20 protein-coding genes, 1 tRNA gene and 1 pseudogene are annotated in these 26,558 nt (G+C 61.9%); 4 read left to right on the forward strand and 18 right to left on the reverse strand.

Annotated features, from left to right (window positions below; genetic code table 11):
• Positions 1 to 11: 11 nt before the first annotated feature.
• The 3 genes from BE0216_RS05350 to BE0216_RS05360 form a co-directional block, all read right to left on the reverse strand.
• Positions 12 to 974, reverse strand: a complete 963-nt coding sequence (locus tag BE0216_RS05350) for an ABC transporter permease (protein WP_094637317.1) — start codon at positions 972 to 974, stop codon at positions 12 to 14.
• A 10-nt stretch (positions 975 to 984) separates the two neighbouring features.
• Positions 985 to 2,808, reverse strand: a complete 1,824-nt coding sequence (locus BE0216_RS05355; protein WP_094637318.1) for a glycoside hydrolase family 13 protein — start codon at positions 2,806 to 2,808, stop codon at positions 985 to 987.
• Between the two features lie 85 nt (positions 2,809 to 2,893).
• Positions 2,894 to 4,531: a type 2 periplasmic-binding domain-containing protein gene (locus BE0216_RS05360; RefSeq protein ID WP_094637319.1), complete on the reverse strand. Its 1,638-nt coding sequence runs from the start codon at positions 4,529 to 4,531 to the stop codon at positions 2,894 to 2,896.
• Between the two features lie 170 nt (positions 4,532 to 4,701).
• Between BE0216_RS05360 and BE0216_RS05365 the strand changes: the two genes are divergently transcribed.
• Positions 4,702 to 5,712, forward strand: coding sequence for a LacI family DNA-binding transcriptional regulator (locus tag BE0216_RS05365; protein WP_094637320.1), 1,011 nt, complete (start codon positions 4,702 to 4,704; stop codon positions 5,710 to 5,712).
• A gap of 268 nt (positions 5,713 to 5,980) precedes the next feature.
• Here BE0216_RS05365 and BE0216_RS05370 read toward each other — a convergent pair whose 3' ends face one another.
• The 3 genes from BE0216_RS05370 to BE0216_RS05380 all read right to left on the reverse strand — a co-directional run bounded on the left by BE0216_RS05370 (position 5,981) and on the right by BE0216_RS05380 (position 8,460).
• Positions 5,981 to 6,379 carry a VOC family protein gene (locus BE0216_RS05370; RefSeq protein WP_094637421.1) on the reverse strand — a complete coding sequence of 133 codons (399 nt, stop codon included), beginning with the start codon at positions 6,377 to 6,379 and terminating at the stop codon, positions 5,981 to 5,983.
• A 132-nt stretch (positions 6,380 to 6,511) separates the two neighbouring features.
• Complete coding sequence (locus BE0216_RS05375; protein ID WP_211279945.1) at positions 6,512 to 7,363, reverse strand: hypothetical protein; 852 nt, start codon at positions 7,361 to 7,363, stop codon at positions 6,512 to 6,514.
• A 92-nt stretch (positions 7,364 to 7,455) separates the two neighbouring features.
• Positions 7,456 to 8,460 (reverse strand): zinc-dependent alcohol dehydrogenase family protein, encoded by a 1,005-nt coding sequence (locus BE0216_RS05380; RefSeq protein WP_094637321.1) that lies wholly within the window; start codon positions 8,458 to 8,460, stop codon positions 7,456 to 7,458.
• A 164-nt stretch (positions 8,461 to 8,624) separates the two neighbouring features.
• Between BE0216_RS05380 and glgX the strand changes: the two are divergent.
• Positions 8,625 to 10,859, forward strand: a pseudogene (glgX, locus tag BE0216_RS05385) (glycogen debranching protein GlgX); the annotation flags it as partial.
• A 620-nt stretch (positions 10,860 to 11,479) separates the two neighbouring features.
• Here the strand turns inward: glgX and rpsI are convergent.
• From rpsI to BE0216_RS05420, 7 genes are all read right to left on the reverse strand, one after another.
• A complete protein-coding gene (rpsI, locus tag BE0216_RS05390; RefSeq protein WP_094637323.1) occupies positions 11,480 to 11,968 on the reverse strand; it encodes a 30S ribosomal protein S9 in 489 nt (162 codons plus the stop codon).
• A 22-nt stretch (positions 11,969 to 11,990) separates the two neighbouring features.
• Positions 11,991 to 12,440 (reverse strand): 50S ribosomal protein L13, encoded by a 450-nt coding sequence (gene rplM / locus BE0216_RS05395; protein WP_094637324.1) that lies wholly within the window; start codon positions 12,438 to 12,440, stop codon positions 11,991 to 11,993.
• A gap of 215 nt (positions 12,441 to 12,655) precedes the next feature.
• On the reverse strand, positions 12,656 to 14,821 hold the full coding sequence (gene malQ, locus BE0216_RS05400) for a 4-alpha-glucanotransferase (protein WP_094637325.1): 2,166 nt from the start codon (positions 14,819 to 14,821) through the stop codon (positions 12,656 to 12,658).
• A gap of 201 nt (positions 14,822 to 15,022) precedes the next feature.
• Positions 15,023 to 15,643: an AbrB family transcriptional regulator gene (locus BE0216_RS05405; RefSeq protein WP_094637326.1), complete on the reverse strand. Its 621-nt coding sequence runs from the start codon at positions 15,641 to 15,643 to the stop codon at positions 15,023 to 15,025.
• Positions 15,644 to 15,924: 281 nt separating this feature from the next.
• On the reverse strand, positions 15,925 to 16,599 hold the full coding sequence (locus BE0216_RS05410) for an IMPACT family protein (RefSeq protein ID WP_094637327.1): 675 nt from the start codon (positions 16,597 to 16,599) through the stop codon (positions 15,925 to 15,927).
• Positions 16,599 to 17,621, reverse strand: a complete 1,023-nt coding sequence (locus tag BE0216_RS05415) for an NAD(P)-dependent oxidoreductase (protein ID WP_094637328.1) — start codon at positions 17,619 to 17,621, stop codon at positions 16,599 to 16,601. The genes BE0216_RS05410 and BE0216_RS05415 overlap by 1 nt, the downstream gene beginning before the upstream one ends.
• A 42-nt stretch (positions 17,622 to 17,663) precedes the next feature.
• Positions 17,664 to 19,022 (reverse strand): CapA family protein, encoded by a 1,359-nt coding sequence (locus tag BE0216_RS05420; RefSeq protein ID WP_094637329.1) that lies wholly within the window; start codon positions 19,020 to 19,022, stop codon positions 17,664 to 17,666.
• A gap of 490 nt (positions 19,023 to 19,512) precedes the next feature.
• On the opposite strand from BE0216_RS05420, the gene BE0216_RS05425 reads away from it, so the two are divergent.
• Positions 19,513 to 19,600: transfer RNA gene (locus BE0216_RS05425), tRNA-Ser, on the forward strand.
• 278 nt (positions 19,601 to 19,878) lie between these two features.
• Here BE0216_RS05425 and BE0216_RS05430 read toward each other — a convergent pair.
• Positions 19,879 to 20,817, reverse strand: coding sequence for an EamA family transporter (locus tag BE0216_RS05430; protein ID WP_094637330.1), 939 nt, complete (start codon positions 20,815 to 20,817; stop codon positions 19,879 to 19,881).
• Between the two features lie 153 nt (positions 20,818 to 20,970).
• Here BE0216_RS05430 and dinB point away from each other — a divergent pair, with 153 nt between their 5' ends.
• Positions 20,971 to 22,245 carry a DNA polymerase IV gene (gene dinB / locus BE0216_RS05435; protein WP_094637331.1) on the forward strand — a complete coding sequence of 425 codons (1,275 nt, stop codon included), beginning with the start codon at positions 20,971 to 20,973 and terminating at the stop codon, positions 22,243 to 22,245.
• A gap of 52 nt (positions 22,246 to 22,297) precedes the next feature.
• On the opposite strand, the gene dapC is transcribed toward dinB, so the two are convergent.
• The 4 genes from dapC to BE0216_RS05455 are packed head-to-tail and all read right to left on the reverse strand — an operon-like array spanning position 22,298 to position 26,549.
• On the reverse strand, positions 22,298 to 23,422 hold the full coding sequence (gene dapC / locus BE0216_RS05440) for a succinyldiaminopimelate transaminase (RefSeq protein WP_094637332.1): 1,125 nt from the start codon (positions 23,420 to 23,422) through the stop codon (positions 22,298 to 22,300).
• A gap of 3 nt (positions 23,423 to 23,425) precedes the next feature.
• Positions 23,426 to 23,746 (reverse strand): ferredoxin, encoded by a 321-nt coding sequence (fdxA, locus tag BE0216_RS05445; RefSeq protein WP_072724806.1) that lies wholly within the window; start codon positions 23,744 to 23,746, stop codon positions 23,426 to 23,428.
• Positions 23,747 to 23,764: 18 nt separating this feature from the next.
• A complete protein-coding gene (locus tag BE0216_RS05450; RefSeq protein WP_094637333.1) occupies positions 23,765 to 25,267 on the reverse strand; it encodes an amino acid permease in 1,503 nt (500 codons plus the stop codon).
• Positions 25,268 to 25,304: 37 nt separating this feature from the next.
• Positions 25,305 to 26,549 carry a UDP-N-acetylmuramate dehydrogenase gene (locus BE0216_RS05455; protein ID WP_094637334.1) on the reverse strand — a complete coding sequence of 415 codons (1,245 nt, stop codon included), beginning with the start codon at positions 26,547 to 26,549 and terminating at the stop codon, positions 25,305 to 25,307.
• Positions 26,550 to 26,558 lie beyond the last annotated feature (9 nt).

A 26,558-nucleotide genomic window follows, 5' to 3' on the forward strand; every position in this document is an offset into this window, starting at 1 on the left:
TGTTCATCCTTTCAGAAGATGCTAGTGTCGCTGGTCTTCTTGGCGATCATGTTGGCAATGATCAGGAAGAAGAAATTCACCACGGAATTGAATAGGCCAATGGCCGTGGAATAGGAGAATTGATTGTCGAGAATACCGATGCGATAGGTGTATGTGGAGATGACCTCGGAAGCGGTGATATTCAGCGTATTTTGCATAAGCCACACTTTTTCGAAGCCAACACCCAGCACCGATCCCATGTTCATGATCAGCAGCACACCAACCGTCGGCATAATCGTAGGGATATCCACATATCGAATGAGCTGCAGCCGACCGGCACCGTCGATTTTCGCAGCCTCGTAAAGCGCCAAATCCACAGAGGAAAGCGCCGCCAGATAGATAATGCAGTTCCACCCCATATGTTGCCAGACCTCAGAAATCCAGTAGATGGGAGTAAACGCACCAGTCTCACCCATAAGCGAGGTGTCACCGAAGAAGCGGCCAAGCAAACCATTGCCGGGAGCCAGAAAAATGTTGATCATCGATACCATGACCACTGTGGAGATGAAATGAGGCATGTAGGTGATGGTTTGCACGAAGCCCTTGATTTTCGCATTACCGATTTGATTAATCAATAAGGCGAGGATGATGGGTGCCACGAACCCGGTGGCCAGCGTCCACAGACTGATGCGGAACGTATTGATGATGATTTCCGTGAACAGCGGATCCTGGAAGAAACGGATGAAATACTTCAGGCCGACGAATTCCCCGCCGGTAAGTCCCTTGCCGATTTCATATTCGCGAAAAGCCAACTGAATGCCATACATTGGCACATAGGCGAAAATCACTACGAAAACAATGGCCGGCAGAACCATGGCCCACAGCTGCCAATACAGGCGGATATGTTCGGCAAGCCCTCTGAGGATGGACTTGGACCGAGCGCGAGATTCATGGTGGTGATGAACGGCTTCTCCTGTTTTCATGGTTGCAGACATGACATCCTCCTTAGGATGCGAATTCGACAGCGAACGCCGACCACGGCATCAGCGTTCCGGATTGGATTTGGCGGATGATGGCTTCGGCATTCGTGCCAGTCAGCACGATATCTTCAGCTGAGACTTTGTCTAAAGCGGCAGCGGTCTGGCTCGGGATGCACGACATCCGAGATGACACGTTTATCACCACGAGCAGTGTGGTGGCGTCCAACGTTCGGGTAAAGGAGTAGACATACGCATCCTCTTCATCAAGAAGGTGGAAGGAACCCGCCGCCACCACCGAATCGTTATGTCTCATGGCGATAAGCTTCTTGTAGAAGCCGTACACGGAATCCGGATCGTCGAATTCGGCGGCCGCATTGATTTCGGCATGGTTTGGATTCACACTGATCCACGGCTCCACCGCCGCATCGGGCATGGTGAATCCCGCGTATTCGGATGCGTCCCACTGCATGGGAGTGCGGGAGTTATCCCGGCTGGCCTTGGCGAGGGCACACATCATCGAAGCAGCATCTTGGATTTTCGCTTTATTCACACGCTGGTCGAACGCGTTCAAAGATTCCAAATCCCGATATTGGTCGAGTGATGCGAAATGCGCATTCGTCATCCCCAACTCTTCACCTTGATAGATATACGGGGTGCCACGATGTAAATGCAGCAACATGGCCAACGCCTTGGCTGAAGCGACACGCATTTCCTCGTTGGAGTCGTCACCCCATCGGGAGACCGAGCGAGGCTGGTCATGATTGTTAAAAAACAGACTGGACCAGCCGCGCTGTGCCACGGATTTCTGCTGTTGGACCATTGACCGCTTGAGTTTATGCAACTCAAGTTCCGTCATATCCCATTTACCCGCTGGCTGATCGATACCGATATGATCGAACAGAAACAGCATGTCCAACTCGCCGTTGTCCGGATCGGTGATGTGCTCGTTGCGTTCAGGAGTCACTCCTTGCGCCTCGCCCACAGTCAGGAAGCCCTCGCGCCCCTCGAACACCTCGCGGCGCATCTCAGCCAGGAACTCATCCAGACGCGGACCATCCATACTGAACGGCCAAGGACTGGAATAGCCCTCCTCGCCCACCGGCAGATCGTCAGACAGGGAGCCTGCAACGCCCGGCAGTTCACCGTTCGCGTCCACATGCTTGGAGATCAAGGTGATCACATCCATGCGGAAGCCGTCGACGCCGCGATCCATCCACCAGTTCATCATGTCGTACACGGCGCGGCGCACGGCCGGATTCTCCCAATTGAGATCGGGCTGCTTCTTCGAAAAAGTATGCAGATAGTATTCGCCGCGCTCGGGGCTATACTCCCACGCCGAACCGCCAAACGTGCCTCCCCACTCGTTCGGCTCCGCCCCCGGCGTGCCGGGCTCGTGGCCGGGCTTGGCCGGACGCCACCAATACCAGTCGGCATGCGGATCGTTCTTGTCTTTGGACGCCTCGAACCATGCGTGCTCGTCGGAGGTGTGGTTCACCACCAGATCCATCACGATCTTGAGCCCCCGCTTGTGCGCCTCGGCAAGCAGCTCGTCCATATCCTCGAGCGTGCCGAACAGCGGGTCGATGTCCTGATAGTCGGAGATGTCATAGCCGTTGTCATCCTGCGGGGACTTGTACACCGGGGAAAGCCACAGCACATCCACACCCAGATCGGCCAGATAGTCCAGACGGGAGGTGATGCCCTTCAGATCGCCGAAGCCGTCGCCGTTCGTGTCCTGGAACGAACGCGGATAGATCTGATACACCACCGCGTTCGACCACCACGGATTCGGCGTCGCGCCATTGGTATGAATGTCGTCGGGAATAAGCATACGTTGTTGAGAGGTCATAATAATTCCTTGGAATACAGCGCTCATGACGGATGCGCGAAACCGGTTCCTCCCCGCGCATCCGCCATAAGCGACGACCGTTGATTCACTCGTTATTAAGACTGTTTAAATCGACGCCGGTGCCGGCCATCGTCTTCTTGAAGGAGTCGTACACCTGCTGGTACACCTCGATATTCTCGTCGAGGTTATTCTTCTGCAGGCTCGCAACGTATTCGTCCCATTCGTCATCCACGCCGCCTTTGGTGACCCATTGCGCGAACTTGCTCATCGCGCCTTGCGTGATGCCCGTGTTGTTCGCGCTGACGGTACGGGACTGATCCATGGTCATCGGCATATTGGCATAGAACACATCGTTATTGAAGTCGACATTCTCAAAATCGCCATCATATGTCGCATCGGCGGCACGGTACTCCGTAAGCTGCTCCGGCAATTCAAGCTTCATATCACCACCAATCCATCCAGGGGCACCATCCGCCAAAGAATTGGTGAACTGCCAATCTGAGGCATTCTTAGTGGAATCGGCCGGATCCAGCACCGTATAGTCAGCCGCCCCGTTCTTCTTCACGCAGGTATCGAAGGATCCGTAACGTGCCTGAATGGAAATATCCGGACTATAGAACGCATCGACGACCTTCAACGCGGCTTCTTTGTTGGACACTTTGGCGGATACCACCGCGCGATCCGCCTGATACGCCAGATCATCGCCATTGTAGGACCATACTGGAGTCTCGCTCTGTCCATCTTCGGCCTTCAATGAGGGAATCGTAATGTACTGGTCGGCAAGCTCCGTGCCGAAGATATCCGATGGGGTCCACATCCAGGTCACCCCTACTTTAGCCGTACCTTCCTCGCCCTTGGCTGTGGAAGTGTATTTTGACCAATCATGGGTGAACGCCTCAGAGGAGATGACACCGTCCTCCCACAAACGGTTCAGATATACAATAAGGTCCTTATACCGGTCATCGGTCAGGTAATTTTTGACGATGCCATCCTCGACGTACATTCCAAGAGGACCGTTACCTACGACAATGCCCATGCTGGCCAACAGCACGTTGGGCTGGAACAGACCGAATCCGCCAGTGCCCGGAGAATTGAAGTCCAGCGGAATCTCGTCCGCCTGCCCATTGCCATTGGGATCCTGCGTCTTGAACGCTACAAGCACCTCCTCCAGCTCGTCCCATGTGGTAGGCACCTGCAGTCCCAGCGTATCAAGCCACTGCTTGTTGATGAACATATGATTGCTGGTACGCGCGGTGATGCTGCGCCCCACTGCCGGAGTGCCGAGGATCTTCCCATCAGCCGTGGTGGACACGGCTTGCGCGTAGGGCTCAGCCTCAAACAATTTCTTAAGATTGGGCATATTGTCCAACTCATCGGTCAGGTCCAGGAATAGGCTGCCGTACTCGGCCATGTCACCGGCACCAAAGCCGCTAATAGTCACATCGGCGACTTCTTCCGCCGCCAGAGCAGCTTTTTTCTGCTGGTCCCATGATGAACTGACGGTTTCCTGCCAAGTGATATGGCAATCGCACGCCGCTTCCAGATCCTGCGTCCACTCCATATCCGCCATCTTCTTGGCACGGGCGTCCTTGACCACCTGCACAACAACGATTGGCTTGCCATCAGAAGCGGTGTTCTGATTACCGGCACCGCATCCAGACAAAAGCATCGCCGTAGCACAGATAATGGCACTGACCGTGACTATCGATCGCTTCTCGCTCATCGCTTCCATCTCCTTTGATTCCGTCATTCTCCGTCGATGAGATGTTCCACATCGACATCCATAGCGTAACATTGATGAATTATTTACGCAAATCTTGCGTTTCCCTTTCTATCAAAATTTGCATAATTGTTGAAATTATCAGATACTTACAAACGTAATAGGAGGAAACCATGCCCGCCACCCTCGCAGATATCGCACAAAAAGCCGGAGTCAGCCAAGCGACAGTCTCTCGCGTAATGAACGGAAAACCCGGAGTTTCAAACGAAACAAGGGAGGCTATCCTGAAACTGGCAGAATTGCTTGGAGTGCCGACCAACACCGCCCGGCACGACAGCACTCAACTCATCGCCCTCATAACCCCGGATTTATCAAATCCGATTTTTCCGCAGTTCGTCAACACACTCAGCACCCTGCTGACGCAGCAACGGGCATTACCGATTCTCTGCACTTACGCTTTTTCCGGCACGTCCGAAGCCTCACTCATCAATATGTTGCAAACGCAGCCCATCCAAGGGGCGATTCTGCTTGCCGGAAATTTTGACACCAACTCCAGCGACCACAGCATCTACCAGTCTTTGGTAGACCGAGGAATCCCCCTAGTCTTCCTCAACGAATCAGCCCATGACATCAACGGCTTCTACGTGGAGACCGACCATACCTCAGCGATGACCATGGCGTTAAAGCACCTGATCAATCTAGGTCATACCAACATAGGCGTGCTTCTCGGCGATCATAATCACTACCCCACCATCGCCATGTACCAAGCGTCTGAGCGTTTTTTCCTCCAACATGAAATCCCCCACAGCGAAGACCTCACCGCATGGACCACCTACGGTGTGGAATCAGGCAAGGAAAAAGCCCGTCAGCTCATCGACCAAGGAGCCACAGCCATTGCGTGCGCCAGCGATCAACTGGCGCTGGGAGCCATACAAGCGGCAAAGGACATGGGGTTGCAGGTGCCCAAAGATATTTCAGTAACGGGATTCGACGATTCGTTACTCGCCGCACAGACCTCCCCCGCGCTCACCACCGTTCGTCAACCCGTATCCGCCATATGCCAGTCTATGGTCCGAAGCCTGTTCGCGATGATGCAGGACAAAATGCTTTCCGCCCGGCACGAGACCATTTCACACCAACCAGAACTCATTGTCCGCGACTCAACCGCAATTTGCAAAAAATAGGAAGATTTGCACTTATCTTACATAACCAACAGACCCGTACCATGTCCGCCGGCGTCCAATATATTTGATGCACCGTCGGACTCATCACCACGCCTGCGCCAATCATCGTCGCAGCCCCATCTCCAATCGGATGAAACAATGATGGACTGCAACGAAAAAGGCTTGGCTCCATATCAGAGCCAAGCCTTTTTAGCCCTCAAATCGAACGCTACGATCCCTCGTCATCCCGAGCGGAGCAGAGCGGAGCGCAGTCGAGGGATCTCCTGCCTCACACGATCTGACAGAATTCGATGGTCTCGCCGTTGGGGCCGTAGACGTTGAAATAGCGGATGCCGTTATCCCAGAACGTGGGGATGGACTGGATCTCGGTGTCTTTGAAGTCCAATCCCAGCGCCTTCGCGTTCTCGAACGCGGCTTCGATATCCGGCGTATCGAAGGCCCAGTGGTTGATCGCGCCCGTGGTCATCGGCGCGGGATCGCCCTCCCAGGTTTCGATGGTCAGATGCCCGTAGCGCAGGAAGGCGCAGCGGTTCTCGCCGTTCTTGAACAGGCCGGCCAGTTCGAAGCCGAGCTTGGTGGTGTAGAACTCAATGGTCTCGTCCAGATCCTTGGCCGGCATGCCGGAATGCTGCAGGTCAGTGGTGAACGCGGTCATAGGTGTGGTCATCATGGTCCTCCTTTGGATTGGGGTTTGTTTTCTAGGGTAAGTCCGCGGGCCAAACGTTTCATCAACGCAACGCCGCGCATATCGCCGTCGGCCGGACCCGCCGCCCGGACCCGGCCCGCGCGCGTCGCCGCATTATGCGGCCACGGCACCCACGTCGAGCGCCTGGTGCTTGAACGAAGGGAACACGTGCGTGTCGGCCCAGCCGGTGATACCGCCCTGGAACAGGAAGGCGAATACGGTGCCCAGACCGAAGAAGTTCACCGTCAAACCGCCGTTGGCCACCGACAGCAGCGCGATCGAGACGACGGCCACCAGCGCCGGCGGCACATACGACAGCCACATGGCCACCGCGGCGTTCCCCTTGCAGTATTTGAACCGCAGGATCTGCATCAGGTCGTCCGCCGGATGCAACGCGATGTTCGCGCGCTGGTAGATCGAGATGGCGATGGCGATGCAGGCGACGCCGACGAAGTTCACCAGCACGTACGCCACGTGCATGACGATACTGGAGCCCGCATAGGGCAGACCGTCCCAGCCGGGCGTGTAGCGGCCGAGGAAGAAGTCGGTGAACACGCCCACCAGCAGCGAGAACGGCACGAGGAAGATCACATTGCCGAGGATGCGCGCCCAGTTCACACGTCCAACCAGCAGCTGGTTGACGACGATCACCGCCAGACCGACCAAAAAGAACGACCAGAACTGCAGGTTGAAGACGCCGCCGACGTTCAGCCACGCAGGCAGCACATCGGCGAAATTGTATTCGGCCGCGGTCCAGAACGCCGCGCCGAGATAGGAGGCCTGCGCGCCTTCGCCGGCGACGCGGTTGCTCGAGACGGCGGTAAGCACGTTGCCCAACGCGTTGAGCGGCAGGGACAGCGCGAACAGGGCGATGGTGGTGCCGCGGGACGCCGTGCGACCGGCCCTCGCAGACGAGGAGACGGACGACGGAGAGGATGAAGACGTTGCGAAATCCATGGTGGTCATCGTTGACTCATTTCCTTAAACGGGGTGGGCGGAGAGATGCGCGCCTGCCGGCGTTCTCGTCCCGGCAGGCGCGTGCGGACGGCGCGGGGGCCTTACTCGCCGAGCTTGACGACGGCCTTGGAGACGCCGGCGATCTTGCCGTCGAGGAAGTCCTGCACCTGCTCGAGTTCCAGCTCGTGGCTGATCAGGCCGCCGATGTTCATCTTGCCGGCCGACACCAGCGAGATCGCGTCGCGGAAGGTGAGCGGGTTGATGAAGGAGCCTTGGATGGTCAGCTGCTTCTTGTAGATGTCGTAGGTGTTCATCTCGAAATGCGCCTCCTGCGGGCCGACGCCGAACATCAGCACCTGCGCGCCCTTCTTGGTGGCGGCCACGGCCTGCGCCTGGGTGGCGGGCAGACCGACGGCCTCGATCACCACGTCGTAGGAGTCGGCCGGGATGGCCTCGCGGGTGGTGTTGTAGATATTGGCGACGCCGAACTCCTCCTGGTTGCGCTTGAGCTTCTCGTCGAAGATGCCGGCGAGGTCGACCTGATGCACGCCATAGGCCTGCAGCAGCTGGGCGAAAATCTGCCCCATGAAGCCGTCGCCGATGACCAGCGCCTTCTGATAAGGATGCAGATCGAGCAGGTCGAGGCCGTGCACGCCGCAGGAGACGGGCTCGATGGCGGCGGCGTCGCGCAGGGAGACGTTGTCGGGCAGCTTGTAGACCACGGTGGCCGGGGCGGTGAACTGTTCGGCGAGGCCGCCGTCGCGGGTCACGCCCACGGCGGAGAGATGGTCGCACAGTTCGGGGCGCTGCGTGAGGCAGAACTCGCACTGGCCGCAGTAGATGTTCGGGTCGACGGCCACGCGGTCGCCGACGACCACGTTGGTCACTTCCGCGCCGACGGCGGCGACCACGCCGGAGTTCTCATGGCCGAGCACGATCGGCGGCACGGCGGCGGCGGAGCCGGGACGGCCGGCGTACAGGTCGTGGTCGGTGCCGCACACGCCCGCATAAGCGGTGTTGATAAGCACCTCATTCGGCGCGATGGCCGGGGTCGGCAGTTCCTGGATTTCGAATTCCTTGACGCCGGTGAGCACGAGAGCCTTCATAATGATTGTCCTTTCCACTGCGAAAGTGTGTGATCCACGATGATTTGTGTTTGCCGCCGCTCCGTCTGCGGTGCGGTGTTGACAATGAGCATATCTTATTTAATTCTGTTTTGCAAATTCGTTTTCTAAAACTACTTTGCACGGCGTGTCGGTAGAATACAGCTATGAGGAATCCGAAACTTCACCGGTATGCGACGAGGCCCGGTCTGTACTTCACCGACGATGGCGGCGCCGACGCCGTCGTGCGCTCGGAAACCGCCGATCAGGTCTGGCTGTCCGTGCTGGAGCCCATCGACCAGCCCAGCGCGTTCTTCGGCGAATCCGTCCGCCTGTTCGACACCCCCAACGTGCCCTTCGTGCGCCAGATCCAGGAATTCGCCGTCTGCTCGCGAGTCATCGAATCGCTGTATGTGCGCGAGACGCTGTTCCGCATGCAGGGACCGAACTACGGACTGTGGTATGTGCATCTGCCCAAAGCGTGGGACGGCATGCGCTACGGCTACCGCGTGGATGGGGCGTGGGATCCGAAACACGGCGTGCGCTTCAACCCGTACAAACTGCTGCTCGACCCCTACGGCAAAGGCATCGACGGCTCCATGGAGCTCTGCCCCGCCGCCTTCTCCTACGACTGCGACGTGGTGGACGGCAAGGTGAAAGGCTCCGCGTTCGGCCCCATGAACACCATCGACTCGCTCGGGCACATGCCCATATCCGTGGCGATCGACGACCGCGACTCCAAAAAACACGAAGGAGACCCGGACCACCCCCACGTGCCGTGGAGCAAAACGGTGATCTACGAGCTGCACGTCAAAGGCTTCACCGCCAACGCGCCATGGCTGCCCGAGGAACTGCGCGGCACCTACGCGGGCCTCGCGCACCCCATCACCTTGAGCTACCTGCAGAACCTCGGCGTCACCTCCCTCGAGCTGCTGCCCATCCAAGCCAAGCAGGACGAACTGTTCCTCCAAGAGCACGGCCGCAGCAACTATTGGGGATATTCGACCCTGAACTACTTCTCCCCCGAACCCTCCTACGCCACCAAGGCCGCGCGCGAACGCGGCGCCGGCGCGGTGCGCCAGGAGGTCATCGACATGGTGCGCGCCCTGCACGAGGCGGGCTTCGAGGTCATTATGGACGTGGTCTACAACCACACCTGCGAGGGCGGCGTGGAAGGGCCGACCACCTGCTGGCGAGGCCTCGACTCCATCTCCTACTACCGCCACCAGAAAGACAACGTCGGACGGCTCGAAGACACCACCGGCTGCGGCAACAGCCTCGACTTCACGAACACGCACGTCATCACATTCGCCATCGATTCGCTGCGCTACTGGGCCAAACGCATCGGCATCGACGGATTCCGCTTCGACCTGGCGGCCTCGCTCGCCCGGCTCGACGGCGAATTCACCCGCCACCATCCTTTCCTGTACGCCCTGCGCTCCGACCTGCTGCTCGGCAATCTCAAACTCATTATGGAACCGTGGGATCTGGGTAACCTCGGCTGGCGCACCGGCCAGTTCGGCAGCCCCTTCGGCGAGTGGAACGACCGCTTCCGCGACACGACCCGCACCTTCTGGCTCACCGACGTGGAGGCCGGCCACGGATCGGGCCGCGTCGGCATGCAGGAGATGGCCACGCGCCTGTGCGGATCGGCGGACCTGTTCGCCACCGATCCAGGGCGAGGCGCCTCATCGTCGATCAACTACGTCGCCTGCCACGACGGCTTCACCCTCACCGATCTGACGCAATACGCGGTCAAACACAACGAGGTCAACGGCGAGAACAACAACGACGGCTCGAATGTGAACCATTCCGCCAACTTCGGCGTGGAAGGGCCGAGTGACGACCCCGCGATCACACTCAAACGCGAGCGGGCCGCGATGAACATGCTGGGCACGCTGCTGCTCAGCCTCGGCACCCCGATGATGCTCGCCGGAGACGAGTTCGGCAACTCGCAGCACGGCAACAACAACCCCTACAGCCAGGACAACGACATCACCTGGCTGACGTGGGACTGGCTGTACGCGCCGGAGAAGACGCCCCAGATGAACCGTCTGGACACCGTCTCGCGGCTGCTGTCGCTGCGGCGCTCGCTGGACATGTTCCATCATGAGGATTTCTTCACGCGATTGAGCCAGCTGGGATTGCTCAAGCCCTCCAGCCGCGTGCAGTGGTTCCTGCCCAACGGCACGACGCCCATGGAACGCGACTGGTTCGATCTGGGGATGCGCAGCTTCACCATGCGGCTGCTCTCCAACAATGAGGTGGACGTGCTGCTGCTCGTCAACGGTGTGAACGAGGACACCGCCTTCCGCCTGCCCTCCGACAGCGAATGGACGCCGGTGTGGAGCTCGGCGGAATCGACCGGACAGAGGCCCGGACACGGGCTGGCGGTGGAGGATCTGCCCACTGAGGATTCGCAGTCCACCTGGACGAGGAACGTGCCGCCCGACAGCTCCGTACACTATCTGATCAAGCGGATGCAGGAGCGGATGGCGGCCGACGACGCGATCCATCTGGTGTCGATGGTCGAAACGGAGAACGAATCCAGCACCTTGGCGATGCCGGCGGCGCGCGACGACGACGCGCGCGATGGTGGTGCGCACGATGGCAGCGTATATGGCACCAGCGCACGCGATGACGCACGCGATGCATCGGCCGTCAAGGGCAAGGCCCAATCACAGGCCCAAACACAGTCGCAATCCCCGGCGGAGCAGCCGGCCGTGGCGGAACAGCCCGACGACAATGTCTGGACGGCCCCCGCCTTAAGCATCAGCCTGATGAAGCAGGTGGGATAGCAGCCACCCGCAACATCGTCATCCCGAGCGGAGTCGAGGGATCTCTCTTCGCCAGGAGATCCCTCGACTCCGCTCGGGATGACGATGATAACGGTTATTCGTCACGCTGAGCGCAGTGCGACGAGGCGCAAGCATCTCCACGGAATGACAATATCCGCCATGGAAACGAGAAAGGCTCCCGGAAAAATCCGAGAGCCTTTCGTATAACGCGTATCGCGCCAAACTTAACGCTTGGAGAACTGCGGTGCGCGGCGAGCCTTGTGCAGACCGGCCTTCTTGCGCTCCACGACACGGGAGTCGCGGGTCAGGAAGCCAGCCTTCTTCAGGGTGGCGCGGTTGGCATCGCGGTCGATGGCGTTGAGCGCGCGGGCCACGCCGAGGCGGATGGCGCCGGCCTGGCCGGTGGTGCCGCCGCCGTCAACGAGGACGATCGCGTCGAACTTGCCTTCGAGCTTGAGCAGCACGATCGGGGAGTTGACCTCACGCTGCAGCAGCTTGGAGGGGAAGTACTCCTCCAGGGTGCGGCCGTTGATGGTCCACTTGCCGGAGCCCGGAATCAGACGCACGCGGGCGACTGCCTCCTTGCGGCGACCGGTGCCGTAGCCCGGCTCGATCGCGGAGGTGCCGGTGCCGGCGCCCTCGTTGGTCTCGGTGGTGTAGCTGGTGAGCTCTTCGGTTTCCTGAACCTGGGAGTCGTTGGTGTTTTCAGCCATGATTCTTATCTCCTCCTACGGTTCACTTGGCCTGTTGCGAGACCTGGGCGATCTCGAAAGCCTGCGGCTTCTGGGCGACGTGCGGGTGCTCGGCGCCACGGAAGATGCGCAGACGATCAAGCTGCACCTTGGCCAGACGGTTCTTCGGCAGCATGCCCTTGACGGCGGCGCGGATGATGCGCTCGGGGTTCTTCTCGAGCAGCTCGGCGTAGGAATCGCGACGCAGACCGCCCGGACGGCCGGAGTGCATGTAGAGTTCCTTGCCCATCTTGTTGCCGGTCAGAGCAATCTTGTCGGCGTTGATGATGATCACATGGTTGCCGGAATCGGCGTGGGGCGCATAGGTCGGCTTGTTCTTGCCACGCAGCAGGGTTGCGACCTGGGAGGCGAGACGACCGAGCACCACGTCGGTGGCGTCGACAACATACCAGTCATGAGTCAGATCAGCTGGCTTCGGAGTGAAAGTTTTCACTAGGGTACCTTTTCTATTCATTGTGTTCCGGGCCGTCCAAATCCGGGCATGCGTTGAAGCGGCGCAAAGCCCGGCTTTTCAAGCCTCATTATCCGTGGGCTCCCTGAAAGTCCTCGATGGCGAGTGGGAAAGCGCTTTGAAGGACCCCTTAGGGAAACACAACAATCCACTAGTATATCGCCGGCCTTGACTTTAGGCAACCAGCGGGTTGCGTCTCAGCCCCGCATGATCGCGGCGATGCGCTGCACGGACTCGCGGTCGAACAATCCCTCGACCGGAACCACGTTGCCGTGCTCGTCACCCAGCGGAATACGCCAGTTCGGATACTCGTTATTGGTGCCCGGCTGGTTCTGCGCGCGCTTCTCGCCCACCGCGTCGGTGATCGAGGCGGCGAGCAGTTTGCACGGCGAATCGGTGAGCGCGCGGTACAGGGCCTCCACGATCGTCTTCTCGTTGGCCACACGGTCCGCGGCGGCCTGCGCGTCGAGATAGCCGTTGTCGACCAGCATCGCGATCATCGCATCCTGCTCGGCCTGGGCGCTGGCCTGGAACTCCTCGACCGGGCACGACAGCAGTCCCAGACGTTCGCGGATCTGCACATGCTCATACTCGAGATAGCCGGCCGCCGGCGGCAGATCATGCGTGTTCACCGAGGCGAGCGCGTATTCGCGCCACTGCTTCGGCGTGCGGAACACACCGTCGCGCTGTTCGAACCATTCGACCGCGCAGCCCAACAGACCATGCGCGGACAGCGAGTCGGCCACGTAATCGGGCACCACGCCCAAGTCCTCGCCGACGACGACACCGCCGGCGCGCGAGGCCTCCAGCGCGAGGATGCCCAGCATGACATCGGCGTCGTAGTGCACATAGGCGCCATCCGTCGCGCTGCGTCCCTCGGGAATCCACCACAGGCGGAACAGGCCGAGGATATGGTCGATACGCACCGCGCCGGCGCGCGCGAACATGCTATGAACCATCTGGCGGTAGGCGGCGTAGCCGGTACGCTCCAGATCGAGCGGGTTCAACGGCGGCTGGCTCCAATTCTGGCCCTGCTGGTTGAACATGTCCGGCGGGGCGCCCACGGTCGCGCCTTTGGCGAAGCGCTCGGGATTCCACCACACTTCGGAACCGTTGGGATGCACGCCGACGGCCATATCGGCCATCACGCCGATGGCCATGCCCGCATCGCGCGCGGCCTGCTGCGCCGCGTTGAACTGCTCCACGGCGACCCATTCCAGCCAACGGTAGAAATCAAGCGTGTCGGGGAACCGATCCCTCAGCGCGACGACCTGTTCGGAATCCTTGGTGAGCGTACGTTCCCAGTTCTCCTCGCCGCCATCGGGCGCGCCCCACTTGTCATAGCACAGGCACCATGTGGCGTAGGCCTCCAAATCATCGCCCTGCTCCGCCTTGAACGCGTCGAACCGCGCCTGACGTTCCGCGCTGCGCCCGGCTTTGAAGATCAGCCACAGCGCGCGCATCTTCGCGCCCCACATGGTGTCGCGGTCGATAACCTGCGAATCGCCGTTCAGCGGATCGGTTTCGGCGTGAAGCGCGTCGATCTGGGCGCGCGTGGCCTCGTCCAGCTGCGCGTATTCGGCGACGCGTTCGGGGCGGATGTAGGTGAAGTTCACCAGACTGCGCGACACCGGCAGATACGGCGACGGGGTCAGCGGGGAGACCGGCTCGGCCGCATGCATCGGATTGATCAGCATGAAATCGGCGCCCGTGCGCTGCTTGGACTCCACCAGCAGGGTTTTGAGGTCCTCGTAGTCACCCACGCCCCACGATCCGGCGGAGCGGATGGAGTACAGCTGCGCCATCCACCCCCACAGGCTGCCGGACTTCATCTCGTCCAGCAATTCCACCCGCTCGGGAACGCTGATCAGCGTGGCGTCCTCCGTGCGGCCGGCGACCGTGACATGCAGGGTGTGGTAGCCGATCGGCAGATCCGCGGGAATGGCGAGCGAGGCGGTGGACACGAATTTGCCGTCCACCTCGTAGGCCTTCGAGCCATCCCCAGGGCCGGGAACCAGCGTGCCCTCGTATTCCTCGCCGTTCTCCAGAGTGATCGTGCCCGAGGGGACCTCCAGGATTCCGGTGTTCACCAACGCGTGATCTTCACGGCCGGCGATATGCAGCACGGTGGGCGCGACCAGACGGCCATGTCGTTCGCGCAGGATCCCGCGGATGGAGTCGAGCGCGATGGATTCGTCACGGGCGTCGACGCCAAGCGCCGCCAGCACTTCGACCAGGACATCATCGTCGATCTCGTGCCAGTCATGGCTCATGCCAGTGTAACTTGTGGCGATTCCGACCAATCGAGCCAAACGAATCAGCGGACGTGCCAGACGTTCTTCACTCTCAAAGTTCTCTGTCATAGTGTTTAGTGTAACCATCGAAAAACCGCGCCACGCGGCTGTTTTACGGTTTCTGCAATCGTTGTCAGAAAAAAGACGGGGGCAACGGACACGGTCCGATCCTCCATGTTACGGGCAAACGGACCGGTTGAAGCCACGCGCCCATTCCCCCGACCTCTCCCCCGCACCTCGGGAAACGATCAATCATGACACGCGCGAAAACTACCGGCCTGCGGCGCGGCGCACCTCTTCGGACGGATCCGTCGCCAGTTTTTCGCGCATTTCCGCGCTGGTGTTGGGATTCAACGCCACGGCGCGGCGCACCATGGACGAGAGGATCGGCGAGGCCCCTGATTCGAGTTCCGTGCCGAGAACCCCAAGATAATCCAAGGTCTGGGTATCCGTTTCGGGATTCTGCGCCCCCTCCAGACGCATCTTCCATGACGTGTGCTTGTTGGTGAGCGCGGTGTCGCGCACTTCAGGAATCGGATCCTTGGTCAGGCGGCCAAGCAGCCAGTTCTTGCTGTCCTCGTTGGCGGCGACGGCTTGGCGCACCGCGGGCTCGGCATCGACCGACAATTTGATCAGCACATTCGGGAACGGCATGGTTTGGGCGAGGAACAGACGGTCCTCGACTGGCGTGTGGGGATTGCCTGCCACGGCCTCCAGCAATGCCGTGGCTCGTGAGAACGAGGCCTGGTCGGCGCGGTCGGGCAACGGCCGGCGTGCGAATTCGCTGAGTTCCGCGGAATCGGTGGAATGGCGCAGACGTTCGTAAGTCTCCGTCAACGGTTCGAAGCCCTGCGAAGCGGATGTGGTCTCATTGCTGTTCTCGTCGGTCATACCGACCAGCTTAGTTCAGGGTCCGCGACGTCGCCTCGCCGCGTCGCACGGCTCGGCGTGGACGAACCGGCAGCTACCGACGAATCATCCACGCCTACGCATCGCCCACCGTGGACGAACCGGCACACACTAACGAACCATCCACGCTGACAGGCCCGAGCGTGGATAAAACAACAGCTACTACAAAATCGTCCACGCTGAGACACCTCTCATCGTGGACGAACCGGCAGCTACTAACGAATCATCCACGCCTAGGCATCGCCCAGCGTGGACGAACCGTCTCAGACGCCGACCTGACCGGCATCCGCGCCCGAACCCGCATCCGGCACGGCGCGGTTCACGCAATCCAACGGCTCCGGCGTCAACGCGGCGTTGAACGCCTCACGCACCCGATCCTCGAAACGCGCCGCATTCTCGACGGGCACGGCCACCACCAGCTCTACCCTATCGGTGTAAGTCTCCTGATCCTGAGTGCCGTCGCTTTGCGCCAGCAACTGCTGCAATCGGGCCAACTGCGGATACTCCAACCTCAGCCGATACCGCTGGCAGGGCACGATGCTCGCCGCGGTCGCGGCCTTCATCGCCAACGAAGCGGCCGACGAATACGCGCGCACCAAACCGCCCGAACCCAGCAGAATACCGCCGAAATACCGGGTGACAGCCACCACGCAATCCGTGGAGCCGCTTTGGCGCAGCACGTCGAGGATCGGCTTGCCCGCGGTGCCGGAAGGTTCGCCGTCATCGCTCATACGCTCGCTCAGCCGGCCATCCGCGCCACCCGTCACCGCCGCATACGCCACATGCCGGGCTTTGGGATGCTGTTCGCGGATCGTCTCCACGAACGCGAGCGCCTCCTCAAGCGAGTCGATATGGGCGGCGTCGCCGATGAATTCGGATTTCTTCTCCACCAGCGAGGCGTGCGCCGGCTGGTCGGCAGGATTCAGAATCGTGCGCATCAGCGTTCCGACACCACGACGTTCAGCCGTTCGCCTTGCAGAAAGGCGGCCGCGCAGGCGACCATCTGGCGGGTGAGCTCCACGAACGCGCCGTCGGTGCGCCATCCCACATGCGGCGTGAGCACGATGCCGGGGATTTGGCACAACGGATCGTCCGCGGCCAGCGGCTCATGGTCATACACGTCGAGCGCGGCGGGGATGTCGCCTCGTTGCAGTCGGGCGAGCAGCGCGCCCGGCTCGATCACCTCGGCGCGGGCCGTGTTGACGAACAGCGTGCCCGGGCGCAGGCGTTCCAAATGCTCGGCGGTGATGATGCCGCGCGTGCCATGCTCGCCTTCCAGCAGCGGCATATGCACGGAGACGACATCCGAATCCTCGATCAGGTCGCCTAGATCGGCCACCGGGGCCGCGCCGCAGTCGGCGAACATCTTCTCGGGAACATGCGCGCTCCAAGCGCTCACCCGCATGCCGAAGGCGCGGGCGATGCGGGCCACGGTGGCGCCGATGCCGCCGAGTCCGATGATGCCCAGACGTTTGCCGGCCAACTGCAGGCCGTCGCCACCGGCCCACGACCAGTCGCCGCGTTTGGTGGCCGCGTCGAGCTCGCCGGTGCGGCGGATCAGTTCGAACAGCAACGCGAAGGTGAGTTCGGCCACCGCGTTGTCGCCGTAGTGCTCGGCGTTGCACACACGCAGGTTCAACGTCTCGGCCAATTCGAGGTTGACGTAGCTGGCCACGCCGGTGCCGCAGAACACCAGGCATTTGACGCCGCCGTCGGCAAGACGGCGCAGCAGCGCGTCGCTGATGTGGTAGCCGCCGATCAGCAGCACATCCGCGCCTTGCGCGCGGTCGGCGAGCGTGCCTTCGTCGGAGGTGAACTCCTCGAACATGCGCACGCGGGCGATGTCATGCAATTGCGGGAACTGGGCCTTGATCGGTTCGACCATCGCATCGAGCACCGCGGGCATCACCACAAGCGGCAGGTCGGCGCGGTCGGATTGGGTTTCGAATACTTGCGTCATGGGCAACACCTTAGGCACACCAGCCGAAAAAGATGGCAGATGCTATTGCGCGGTCTGCTGCGCCTGCTCTTCGGTGATGTTCCATTCGCGCACCACGTTCTGGTCGGCACCCATCGAATAGATGACGTCCCATATGCGTTGCCGCACCTGGGCGTCCTGGTCGTCTCCCCAACATGGGCCATCCGGCTTGTCCGCGGCGATCGAACACCATTGGTAGCCGCCTTGGCGCACATTCGCGGTGGGGATCCAGTCGATGCGGTTGACGCGCCATGAGCCGGCGACGCCTTTCTTGCCGGCGAACTGGATGCGGGCGGTGACGCCCTGGTTGTTGACGATGGTCGCCGCGGTGTTGGCGGATTCGGTGACCGCATTGCCCAGACCGTAGACGATCCACGTGCCGTTGTAGTTCTCGATCGGCTGCGCGCAATGGCATCCGGCACCATAGATCACATCGAAGGCGCCCGTGTCGGCGAGCGCGTGGGCTTCGGAGATCTGCCAGGAATCGGCGTAGTCGATGTACTCCTGCACGGAATGCATGGCCATGGCCACCACGTCGGCGCCTTGCTCGCGCGCGGCCTCGGCTTTGGCCACCGCCTTGTCGATATCCGACTGGTGGTTCGGATCGCCGGATTCGCGCAGGCGGTCCACCTGCCAGTCATAGTCGGCACTCATGCCGTTGAGGGACACCGTGCCGGTGACCAGGCCCAGCTTGCCGCCGCCGGTCGGCGAATCGATGACGAGCGGTTTGGTGGAATCCGCCTCGGTTTTGTAGGAGCCGGTCTGGGCGATGCCGTTCGCCTCCAGCGTGTCCCATAGGCGGGCGATGCCGTCGGCGCCTTGGTCCCATGAATGGTTGGTGGCGTGCGTGCAGGCGGTATAGCCCGCGTTTTTGGCCGCATCGGCCACTTCGGCGGGGATGTTGAAGATCGGGTACGCCGAGTAGGGGCCGCCGCGCTGGGCGATGGGCGTCTCGAATTCGCAGACGGCGATGTCGGAGGCTTGGATGTATTTGCGCATCGGCTCGAACAGCGGGTCGAAGTTGAATGCCGTGCCATCGGTGGCGGAGGTGTCCGCGCCGGCGAACTGACTCCACAGGCCTTCGTGGAACAACAGGTCGCCGTTGACGAGCATGGCGATGCAGTCGGTGTCGGGGCAGTCCGGCGAGTTGCCGTGGTGTTCGACCACCGGAGTCGGCGTCGCCTCGGTTTTCTCCAAATCGGCCCGCACGCTGGCGTTGGAACCGTCGGCGGACGTGGTGCCGGGCGCGTCGGTTCCCCTTGTGGCGAACCATACCGCGATCACCACGAGGATGGCGACCACGATGCTTAAGGGAACCACCCACGCGGTGCCGACGCGATCACGCATCGCACCGTAATGGCCGTAGCCGCTCGCATGTTTCATATCGGACTCCCAGCTCTTCTCACATACTCCCTTATCAGACTACTGTCCATTGCAGGTATTGGAAAATCGCACGTCCGACGGGGCAGGACGCGCCGCGCCCGCCACCAATAGACGTAAAGGGCTAGGATGTCATGTGGAGACGGACGGACAATGGCGTACCTCCGCTCCACCTATCGGATTCCCACCGCACGGCCGGAGCCATCGCCCGCGTTCGACGACGAGACGTGTCCGCGAGATGACCGCCTGTTTCTCACGCTCGGCCTTTGGAACGCGTTTTGTTGCGATCGCCTTTGGCTACGCCGCCATTGGCATGGCCAAGACGGCCCCATCATTCGGATACGCTCGGATACTCGGGCGTCGGGCGGGCGCGCCGCGGAACCCGCTCGGTTTTTCGATGCGACTTTCCCGCCGCGGCGGGCGAGTCGCATCCACACCCAGTGGTAATGTAATATGCTGTTGCGCTCATATGAGCATGTATGAATGCAGCGCCGGAGTCATGCCTGAGTGGCCGATAGGGGCACCCTGCTAAGGTGTTAGTCGTTTATAGCGGCTCGAGGGTTCGAATCCCTCTGACTCCGCGAGGAGCGAAAGGACGGTACGCGGTACCGTCCTTTTTCGTATGCCTTCACCCCCTGAAAACCCAGTGATTCCAAGGGTTTGCGAGCTGCCGCGCAAGGTTGCGCAGTGTCCGCCCAAAATCCGGCGAAACAGCGCGATACTGCATAATATGACACGAAAAAGCGCGGTTAATGTACTTTTAATTGACTCACGAAAAGCGCCAAACGGGGGTTAAGCGCACGGCATGGCGCGCCATAGGCCGAATCCCACATTGGTCAGAGAACATCCGAAACGATGCTTAGCGGGACGCGGCGGAATCGCCGGAAAAGGTGATGACGACGGCCAGAATCACCAAGGCGACGCCGCCGAGTTCCCCGAGACTGGGGATTTCACCGAACGCAAGGCCGACGGCCACCGCGACGGCGGGGTTGATCGACTGCATCACCGAGAACGTGCCCGACGTGGTGCGGCGCATGGTCACCTGCTCCACCATATAAGGGATGAACGAGGCGAACAGCGAGATCAGAAACAGCAGTCCGAGCAGCATCCACGAGCCGCCGGGCTCCAACGCCCACGTGGCGTCCGGCTTGGGGTGGACGACGTGGGAGACCGCCGGCACGGCGAGGAACAGCGACTGCACCAGCCATCCGATGGCGATGCCGACGGCGAGGTTGTCCAAGGAACTGCCGCGCGAAGCCACTTTGCGCCCGGTGACGATATATACGCCCCACATCGTGCCGCCGATGAGAATCGCGACCAATCCGACCGCGAAATTGCCGTCCGACGACCCCGTCAGCGAGATGCCGGCCAGCAGCACCACGCCGAGCGCGGCGATGCCGATGCCGATGCGCTCGCGCCAGCCGTTGCCGGTGATCACCGCCACCGCAAGCGGACCAAGGAACTCGATGGCCACGGCGATGCCCATGTCCATATTGCTGATCGCCACATAGAACATGGTGTTCATCAGCATGATCGAGCAGCCAAGCAACGCGACCAGCGCCCAGCCTCGCGGCGTGCGGTGGAACATCGCCTCCCGTTTGGCTTTGGACCATGGCCTGCGCCACGCCATCAGCAGCACCGCCATGAAACCGACGCGGTACCACACCGCATACAAGGGATCGAGCTGCGTGAACGCGAGTTTGGCGATGGCCGTGGCCACGTAGATGATCAACGCCTGTCCGATCACGATACAGACCACCGGCACACGGTTCAACACATCAAGCACAGCCTTCTTCACGGAGGACTAGGCTACCCCAACCACCCGAACGGCGAGCATGTGGCGTGGGAGATCCTTCGACTCCGCCATTCGGACTCCGCTCAGGATGACGTCGGGCTTGGCGTCCCTCATGCCGGGCCCACGGTTCGAACATCTGTACTATACTGAGGGGCTATGAGCACCGCACCGAGACTTGAGGCCGCCAAACGCGACTGGGGCCATGACGAGACGGGTTGCACGGTGCTGCATATCGATATGGACGCCTTCTACGCGTCGCTGGAGATCGCCCGACGGCCGGAGCTCAAAGGCAAGCCGGTGATCATCGGCACCGGTGTGCGTTCGGTGGTGTCCGCCGCAAGCTATGAGGCGCGCGAATACGGCGTGAATTCCGCGATGGCGACCGCCCGAGCGCGCCAGCTCTGCCCGAACGGTATTTTCCTGCCGGTGGATATGGCCTATTACCGCCGTGTTTCGCACGCCATTATGACCGACGTGTTCCACGCGGTCACACCCCAAGTGGAGCAGGTTTCGGTTGACGAGGGTTATATGGACGTCTCCGCCGCTTTGTTGCGATGGGGCTCGCCCAGCGCGATCGGCGCATGGATCCGCCAGGAGGTGGAGCGCCGCTTCCATGTGACCTGTTCCGTAGGCATCGCGGCCAACAAGCTGGTGGCGAAGATGGCTTCGACCAACGCCAAACCGAACGGCATGCTGCTCATCCCCACCGCGCGTTCCGCCGAATTCGTGCAGATGATGCCGTTGCGCGGCATTCCCGGCATCGGCCCATCGCTGGAACAGCGGTTGAACTCGTGGGGCGTGCATTCCGTGAGGGATCTGGCGGCGCTCGACGAGGACGCGCTCGCCCACGCCACGGGATCGCCGGCGGCAGCGCACGGGCTATGGATGGCCTCGCATGGTCTCGACGAGCGGAAGGTCACGCCGTATACGCCGGAGAAATCCATCGGCTCAGAGAATACGCTGGAACGCGACACCACCGATATGCGTGTGGTGTGCGACCTGCTGCGCGTGGCATGCGATGACGTGGCCAGCACATTGCGCCGTCGCGGACTGGTGGCGCGCACGCTGACGGTGAAGCTGCGGTTCGCCGACCTGAGCTACCGCACCCGATCGCACACGATGGACAGTCCCACGGACGCGGCGAGCACGCTGTACCCGCATAGCGTGGCCCAACTGAAGGCCATGCTGGAGATGCCGCAATCGGCCGGCCCCGACACTCCCCTGCCCAAACTGATCCGTTTGGCCGGAGTGTCCGCCTCGGGGCTCACCGAGGCCGGAGGCACCGCCGTGCAACCTTCGTTGGACGACATGCTGGAGGAATCCGCCAGTCCGACCGAGCGAACCTCGGCCGCACGGTTGCGCGACGCGGAGGCCGCGCTCGACGAGGTCCGCCGCAAATTCGGCAGACGCTCGGCCAGTTTCGGCGCATAGACCAGCAACCGCACCATGGGATTATGGTGGGGGCCAGGTTATAGGGAGATGATCAGCGGGTTAGGCGCGCACAGGCGTCGGCGATGGCCTCATCGGTGGCGGTGGCGGAGAACCGCAGGTGTTCCGGCGCTCCGTAGAACTCGCCGGGACTGGCGACGATCCCCAATTCGGCCAGGGCGGCCATATCGGCCCAGCAATCGCCGGACAAGGCCTTCACCCACACGTACAGCGCGCCCTGAGGCATGGCGGCGTCGTATCCGCGCGAACGCAACGCCTCCGTCAGCATCCTCAGACGGGCGGCATACCGTTGCCGCTGCGCGCGCACCGCATCCGCGTCGCGCAGGCCCGCGGCCATGGCGGCCTGCACGGGGCCGGGGATGATCTGCCCGATCTGTTTGCGGTATTCGGCCATCTCGCCCACGAGCTGGTAGTCGCCGGCGATGAACGCGGTGCGGTAGCCGGCCATATTGCTCTGCTTGCTCAACGAATACAGCACCAGCACATTGCTGGCGCTCCCCTCGCACACTTGGGCGTTCAACGCGCATGGGGCGCAGCTGGCACCGGAACGCCAATCCATCAGTGCATAGCATTCGTCGGAGAGCACCACGGCACCGACACGGCGGGCGGCGGCCACGATGTCGGCCAGCCAGTCGGCGGAGATCACTGCTCCGGTGGGATTGCAGGGCGAATTCACCCACACCGCTTTGACGTTCGGCACGTTCGCCCACGATTCGACGTCGGCCACGTCGTCGACCTTAAGCACGCTCGCCCCGGCCAGCTGCGTGCCGATCTCATAGGTGGGATACGACACCCGCGGCTGCACGACCACATCCCCCGGTCCCAGATGCAGCAGGCTCGCCATCAGGGCGACCGCCTCTTTGGATCCGACCGTGGGCGTCACGCCCGCGTTCACCGACTTCAGATCCACGCCGCGCTGGTCGCGGAACCATTCGTCGATGGCCCGACGCAAATCCGCGGTTCCCGCGGTGGCGGGGTATCCGTACGCGTTCGGCGCATCGGCCGCGTCGGCGAGCGCCTGACGCACGCTGGCCGGCACCGGATCGGCGGGAGAGCCGACGGAGAGGTCGACCATGCCGCCGGGCGCGGCTTTCGCGGTCGTTTTGTATGCGGCGATACGCCCCCAATCGTAGGGGGATTCGTAGGCGTGGAAACCCATGGATCAGTTGCCCTGCGGAGGCAGAGCGGCCACCTGCTCGGGATCCTTGCCGATGGGGCCGTTGGCGGAGGCGCCGCCGAGGTCGCCGACTTCGGCGAAGAAGCTCACGGCCGCGTCCTTGTACCACGCCCATGCCTCGGGCAGGTCGTCCTCATAGAAGATGGCCTCGGTGGGGCACACGGGCTCGCAGGCGCCGCAGTCGACGCACTCGTTGGGGTTGATGTACAGCGAACGGGAGCCCTCGTAGATGCAGTCGACCGGGCACTCGTCCACGCAGGCCTTGTCCCGCACGTCCACGCACGGCTGGGCGACAACGTATGGCATGGTTCCTCCTTTGATGCGTTACTGCTCTAAGGGTACTACTGGCTCCGTCTTCTTGCCGAGCAGCGCGTGGCGGTATCCGTAGGCGAAGTAGATGGCGAAGCCGATGGCCAACCAGACCACGAAGCGGATCCAGGTGAGCACGGACAGGTTCAGCATCAGCCATAGGTTGGCCACGGCGATGAGGATGGGCAGCCAGGGATTGCCCGGCACTGTGAAGGTGCGTGGCAGTTCGGGGCGCTTCCTGCGCATGATGGGCACGGAGATGGCCACCAGCGTGAACGCGGATAGTGTGCCGATGTTCACCATATCGCCCAGCACGTCGATCGGGAAGCATGCGGCGACCACGGCCACCGCCACGCCGGCTGCTATCTGCAGCTTGGCCGGCGTGCCGTGCCGTCCGGTCGAGGACAGGCCTCGCGGCAGCAGACCGTCGCGGCTCATGGCGAACACCACGCGCGTCAGACCAAGCAGCAGCACCATCACCACCGTGGCCAAACCCAGCACGATGCCGAAGCTGATGATTTTCGCGGCCCAAGTGGCGCCCACCGCCTCGAACGCGGTGGCGAGCGAGGGACTGTCGACCTGGGCAAGTTCCTTGTAGGAGACCATGCCGGTGGTGACGATGGCGACGATGGCGACGAGTATGTACATCACGATGATCAGCGCCAGTCCCGAGCAGATGCCCAGCGGCACGTTCCGTTTCGGATTCTCCACCTCCTCGGAGGTGGTGGCCACCACATCGAAGCCGAGGAACGCGAAGAACACCAGCGCCGCGCCGGAGAGAATGCCGGGGATGCCGTAGATGCTGGGCGTCATGCCGGTGGCCCACTGCCACAGCGGCTGGGTCGTCAACGCCTCGCCTCCGGTGGCGGCGGACGGCTCGCTCGGCGGGATGAACGGCGTGAAGTTGGAGGCTTTCACATAGAAGAATCCGACGATGATGACGAAGAACACAATGGCGATTTTCAACACGGTCATCGCGCCGTCGACGCGCGCGCCGATTTTCGTGCCGAACACGAGCAGGGTGGTGAAGAACGCGACGATGAGGATGGGCGCGACGTCGACGTCAAGCGGTCCGACGGCGACGGTGGTGTCGATATCCCATCCCATCAGGTGCATGAAGTCGTTGAGGTAGACGCCCCAGTATTTGGAGATGACCGACCCGGCCATCATCATCTCGAGGATGAGGTCCCATCCGATGATCCACGCCACGATCTCACCCACCGTGGTGTAGGTGAAGGTGTAGGCGGAACCGGCCACGGGCATCATCGACGCGAATTCCGCATAGCACATCACGGCCGCGCCGCACACCAGACCCGCGATGAGGAAGCTGATGATGACGGCAGGGCCCGCATGGAAGGCGGCGGCCTGCGCGCCCACCGAGAAGATGCCCGCGCCCACGGCGACGGCCACGCCCATTACGGCAAGATCCCACCATTTGAGGTTGCGCTTGAGGGAGCGCCCTTCCTCGCCGGTTTCGGCCAGCGTCTGTTCGACGGATTTGGTGCGCAAAACGTTCATATCACTCTTCTCTCCTGCGAGGCCGGCCTCTCACCGTCTACCGTAAGTCGATTCCGACGACCACCGGTTCCGGGACCAGGCGGATGCCGAAGCTCGCTTCGACCTGATCCTGCACGGCTTTGGCCAGCGCGGCGATGTCGGAGGCCGTCGCGCCGCCGCGGTTGGTCAGGGCGAGCGTGTGCAGCGTGGACAGGCCCGCCTTGGCCTGAGGGTCGAGCTTATGGCCTTTGTGCAGACCGGCGTGGTCGATCAGCCAGGCGGCCGACGTTTTCACGCCGGGTGTGCCGTCGGGCAGCGTCGCGTCGAAACGCGGGGCGTCCTCGGGCAGGCGCGCCGCCTGGTCGACGGAGAGTATCGGGTTCATAAAGAAGCTGCCGCAGCTGTGACGGTCGAAATCAGGGGCCGGCAACGCGGCTCCGGCGGTATCTTGCACGGACTGTTCATCTTGTGCGGATCGTGCGGACTTGGCCTGCCCGGCGAGCGCCAGTCCGATCTGCTCATCGCGTTTGGTCTCGGCCATCGCGGGCGTGAGATATCGGGTGGCGTCCTCCAGCATGCCTTTGGCGGCGCGCACTGTGAGCACGGCGTCGCGGATGGCTTGCGTGTCCATACGGTCGCCCACCTCGACGCCGAGCGCTTTGGCGAGCTGCCCGTAGCCCACCACACCGGTGGCGGAATGCCGCAGCGCGAAGGTGACGGAAAGCACCACATAGCGCGGTGTGGGGAAGAACTCCGGATTCGGGACGGCCGGAGCGGCGTACATGCTGGCCTTCAGCGCGCTCATACGGTAGCCGAAGCCGAGTTCGGCGGCGGTCAGTTCTTTGGACTGCTTGTCCTGACGGTCCCACACTTCGACGGATTCGACCGCGCCGGCGACCTCCTGGCCGTATGCGCCGATGTTCTGCACCACGCTGGCGCCCACGGTTCCCGGAATGCCCGACAGGCCTTCGACGCCTTCAAGACCGAGCTCCACGGTGAACGCGACGAAATCGTCCCAGTTGCAGCCGGCTTCGGCGTTCACATGCACGGTGGTGTCGTCGCCTTCGACCGGCGCGGCCTCGTCGGGCACGGTGATCTGACGGCGCGCGTCGCGCACGACGATGCCTTCGAACGCCTCATCGGCGACCAGCAGATTGGAGCCCCCTCCGATCACGCATAGGGGCAGTCCTCGCTCGTCGGCGTCCTCGATGGCTTCGATTACGCCGACGCGGGAGGTGGGTTCGACGAAACGGGCGATCTCGCCGCCCACACCGATGGTGGTGATGTCTGCAAAACTCGTCATTCCTGTCAC

The organism is Bifidobacterium eulemuris (assembly GCF_014898155.1).
In the GTDB taxonomy this organism is placed as follows: Bacteria; Actinomycetota; Actinomycetes; order Actinomycetales; family Bifidobacteriaceae; genus Bifidobacterium; species Bifidobacterium eulemuris.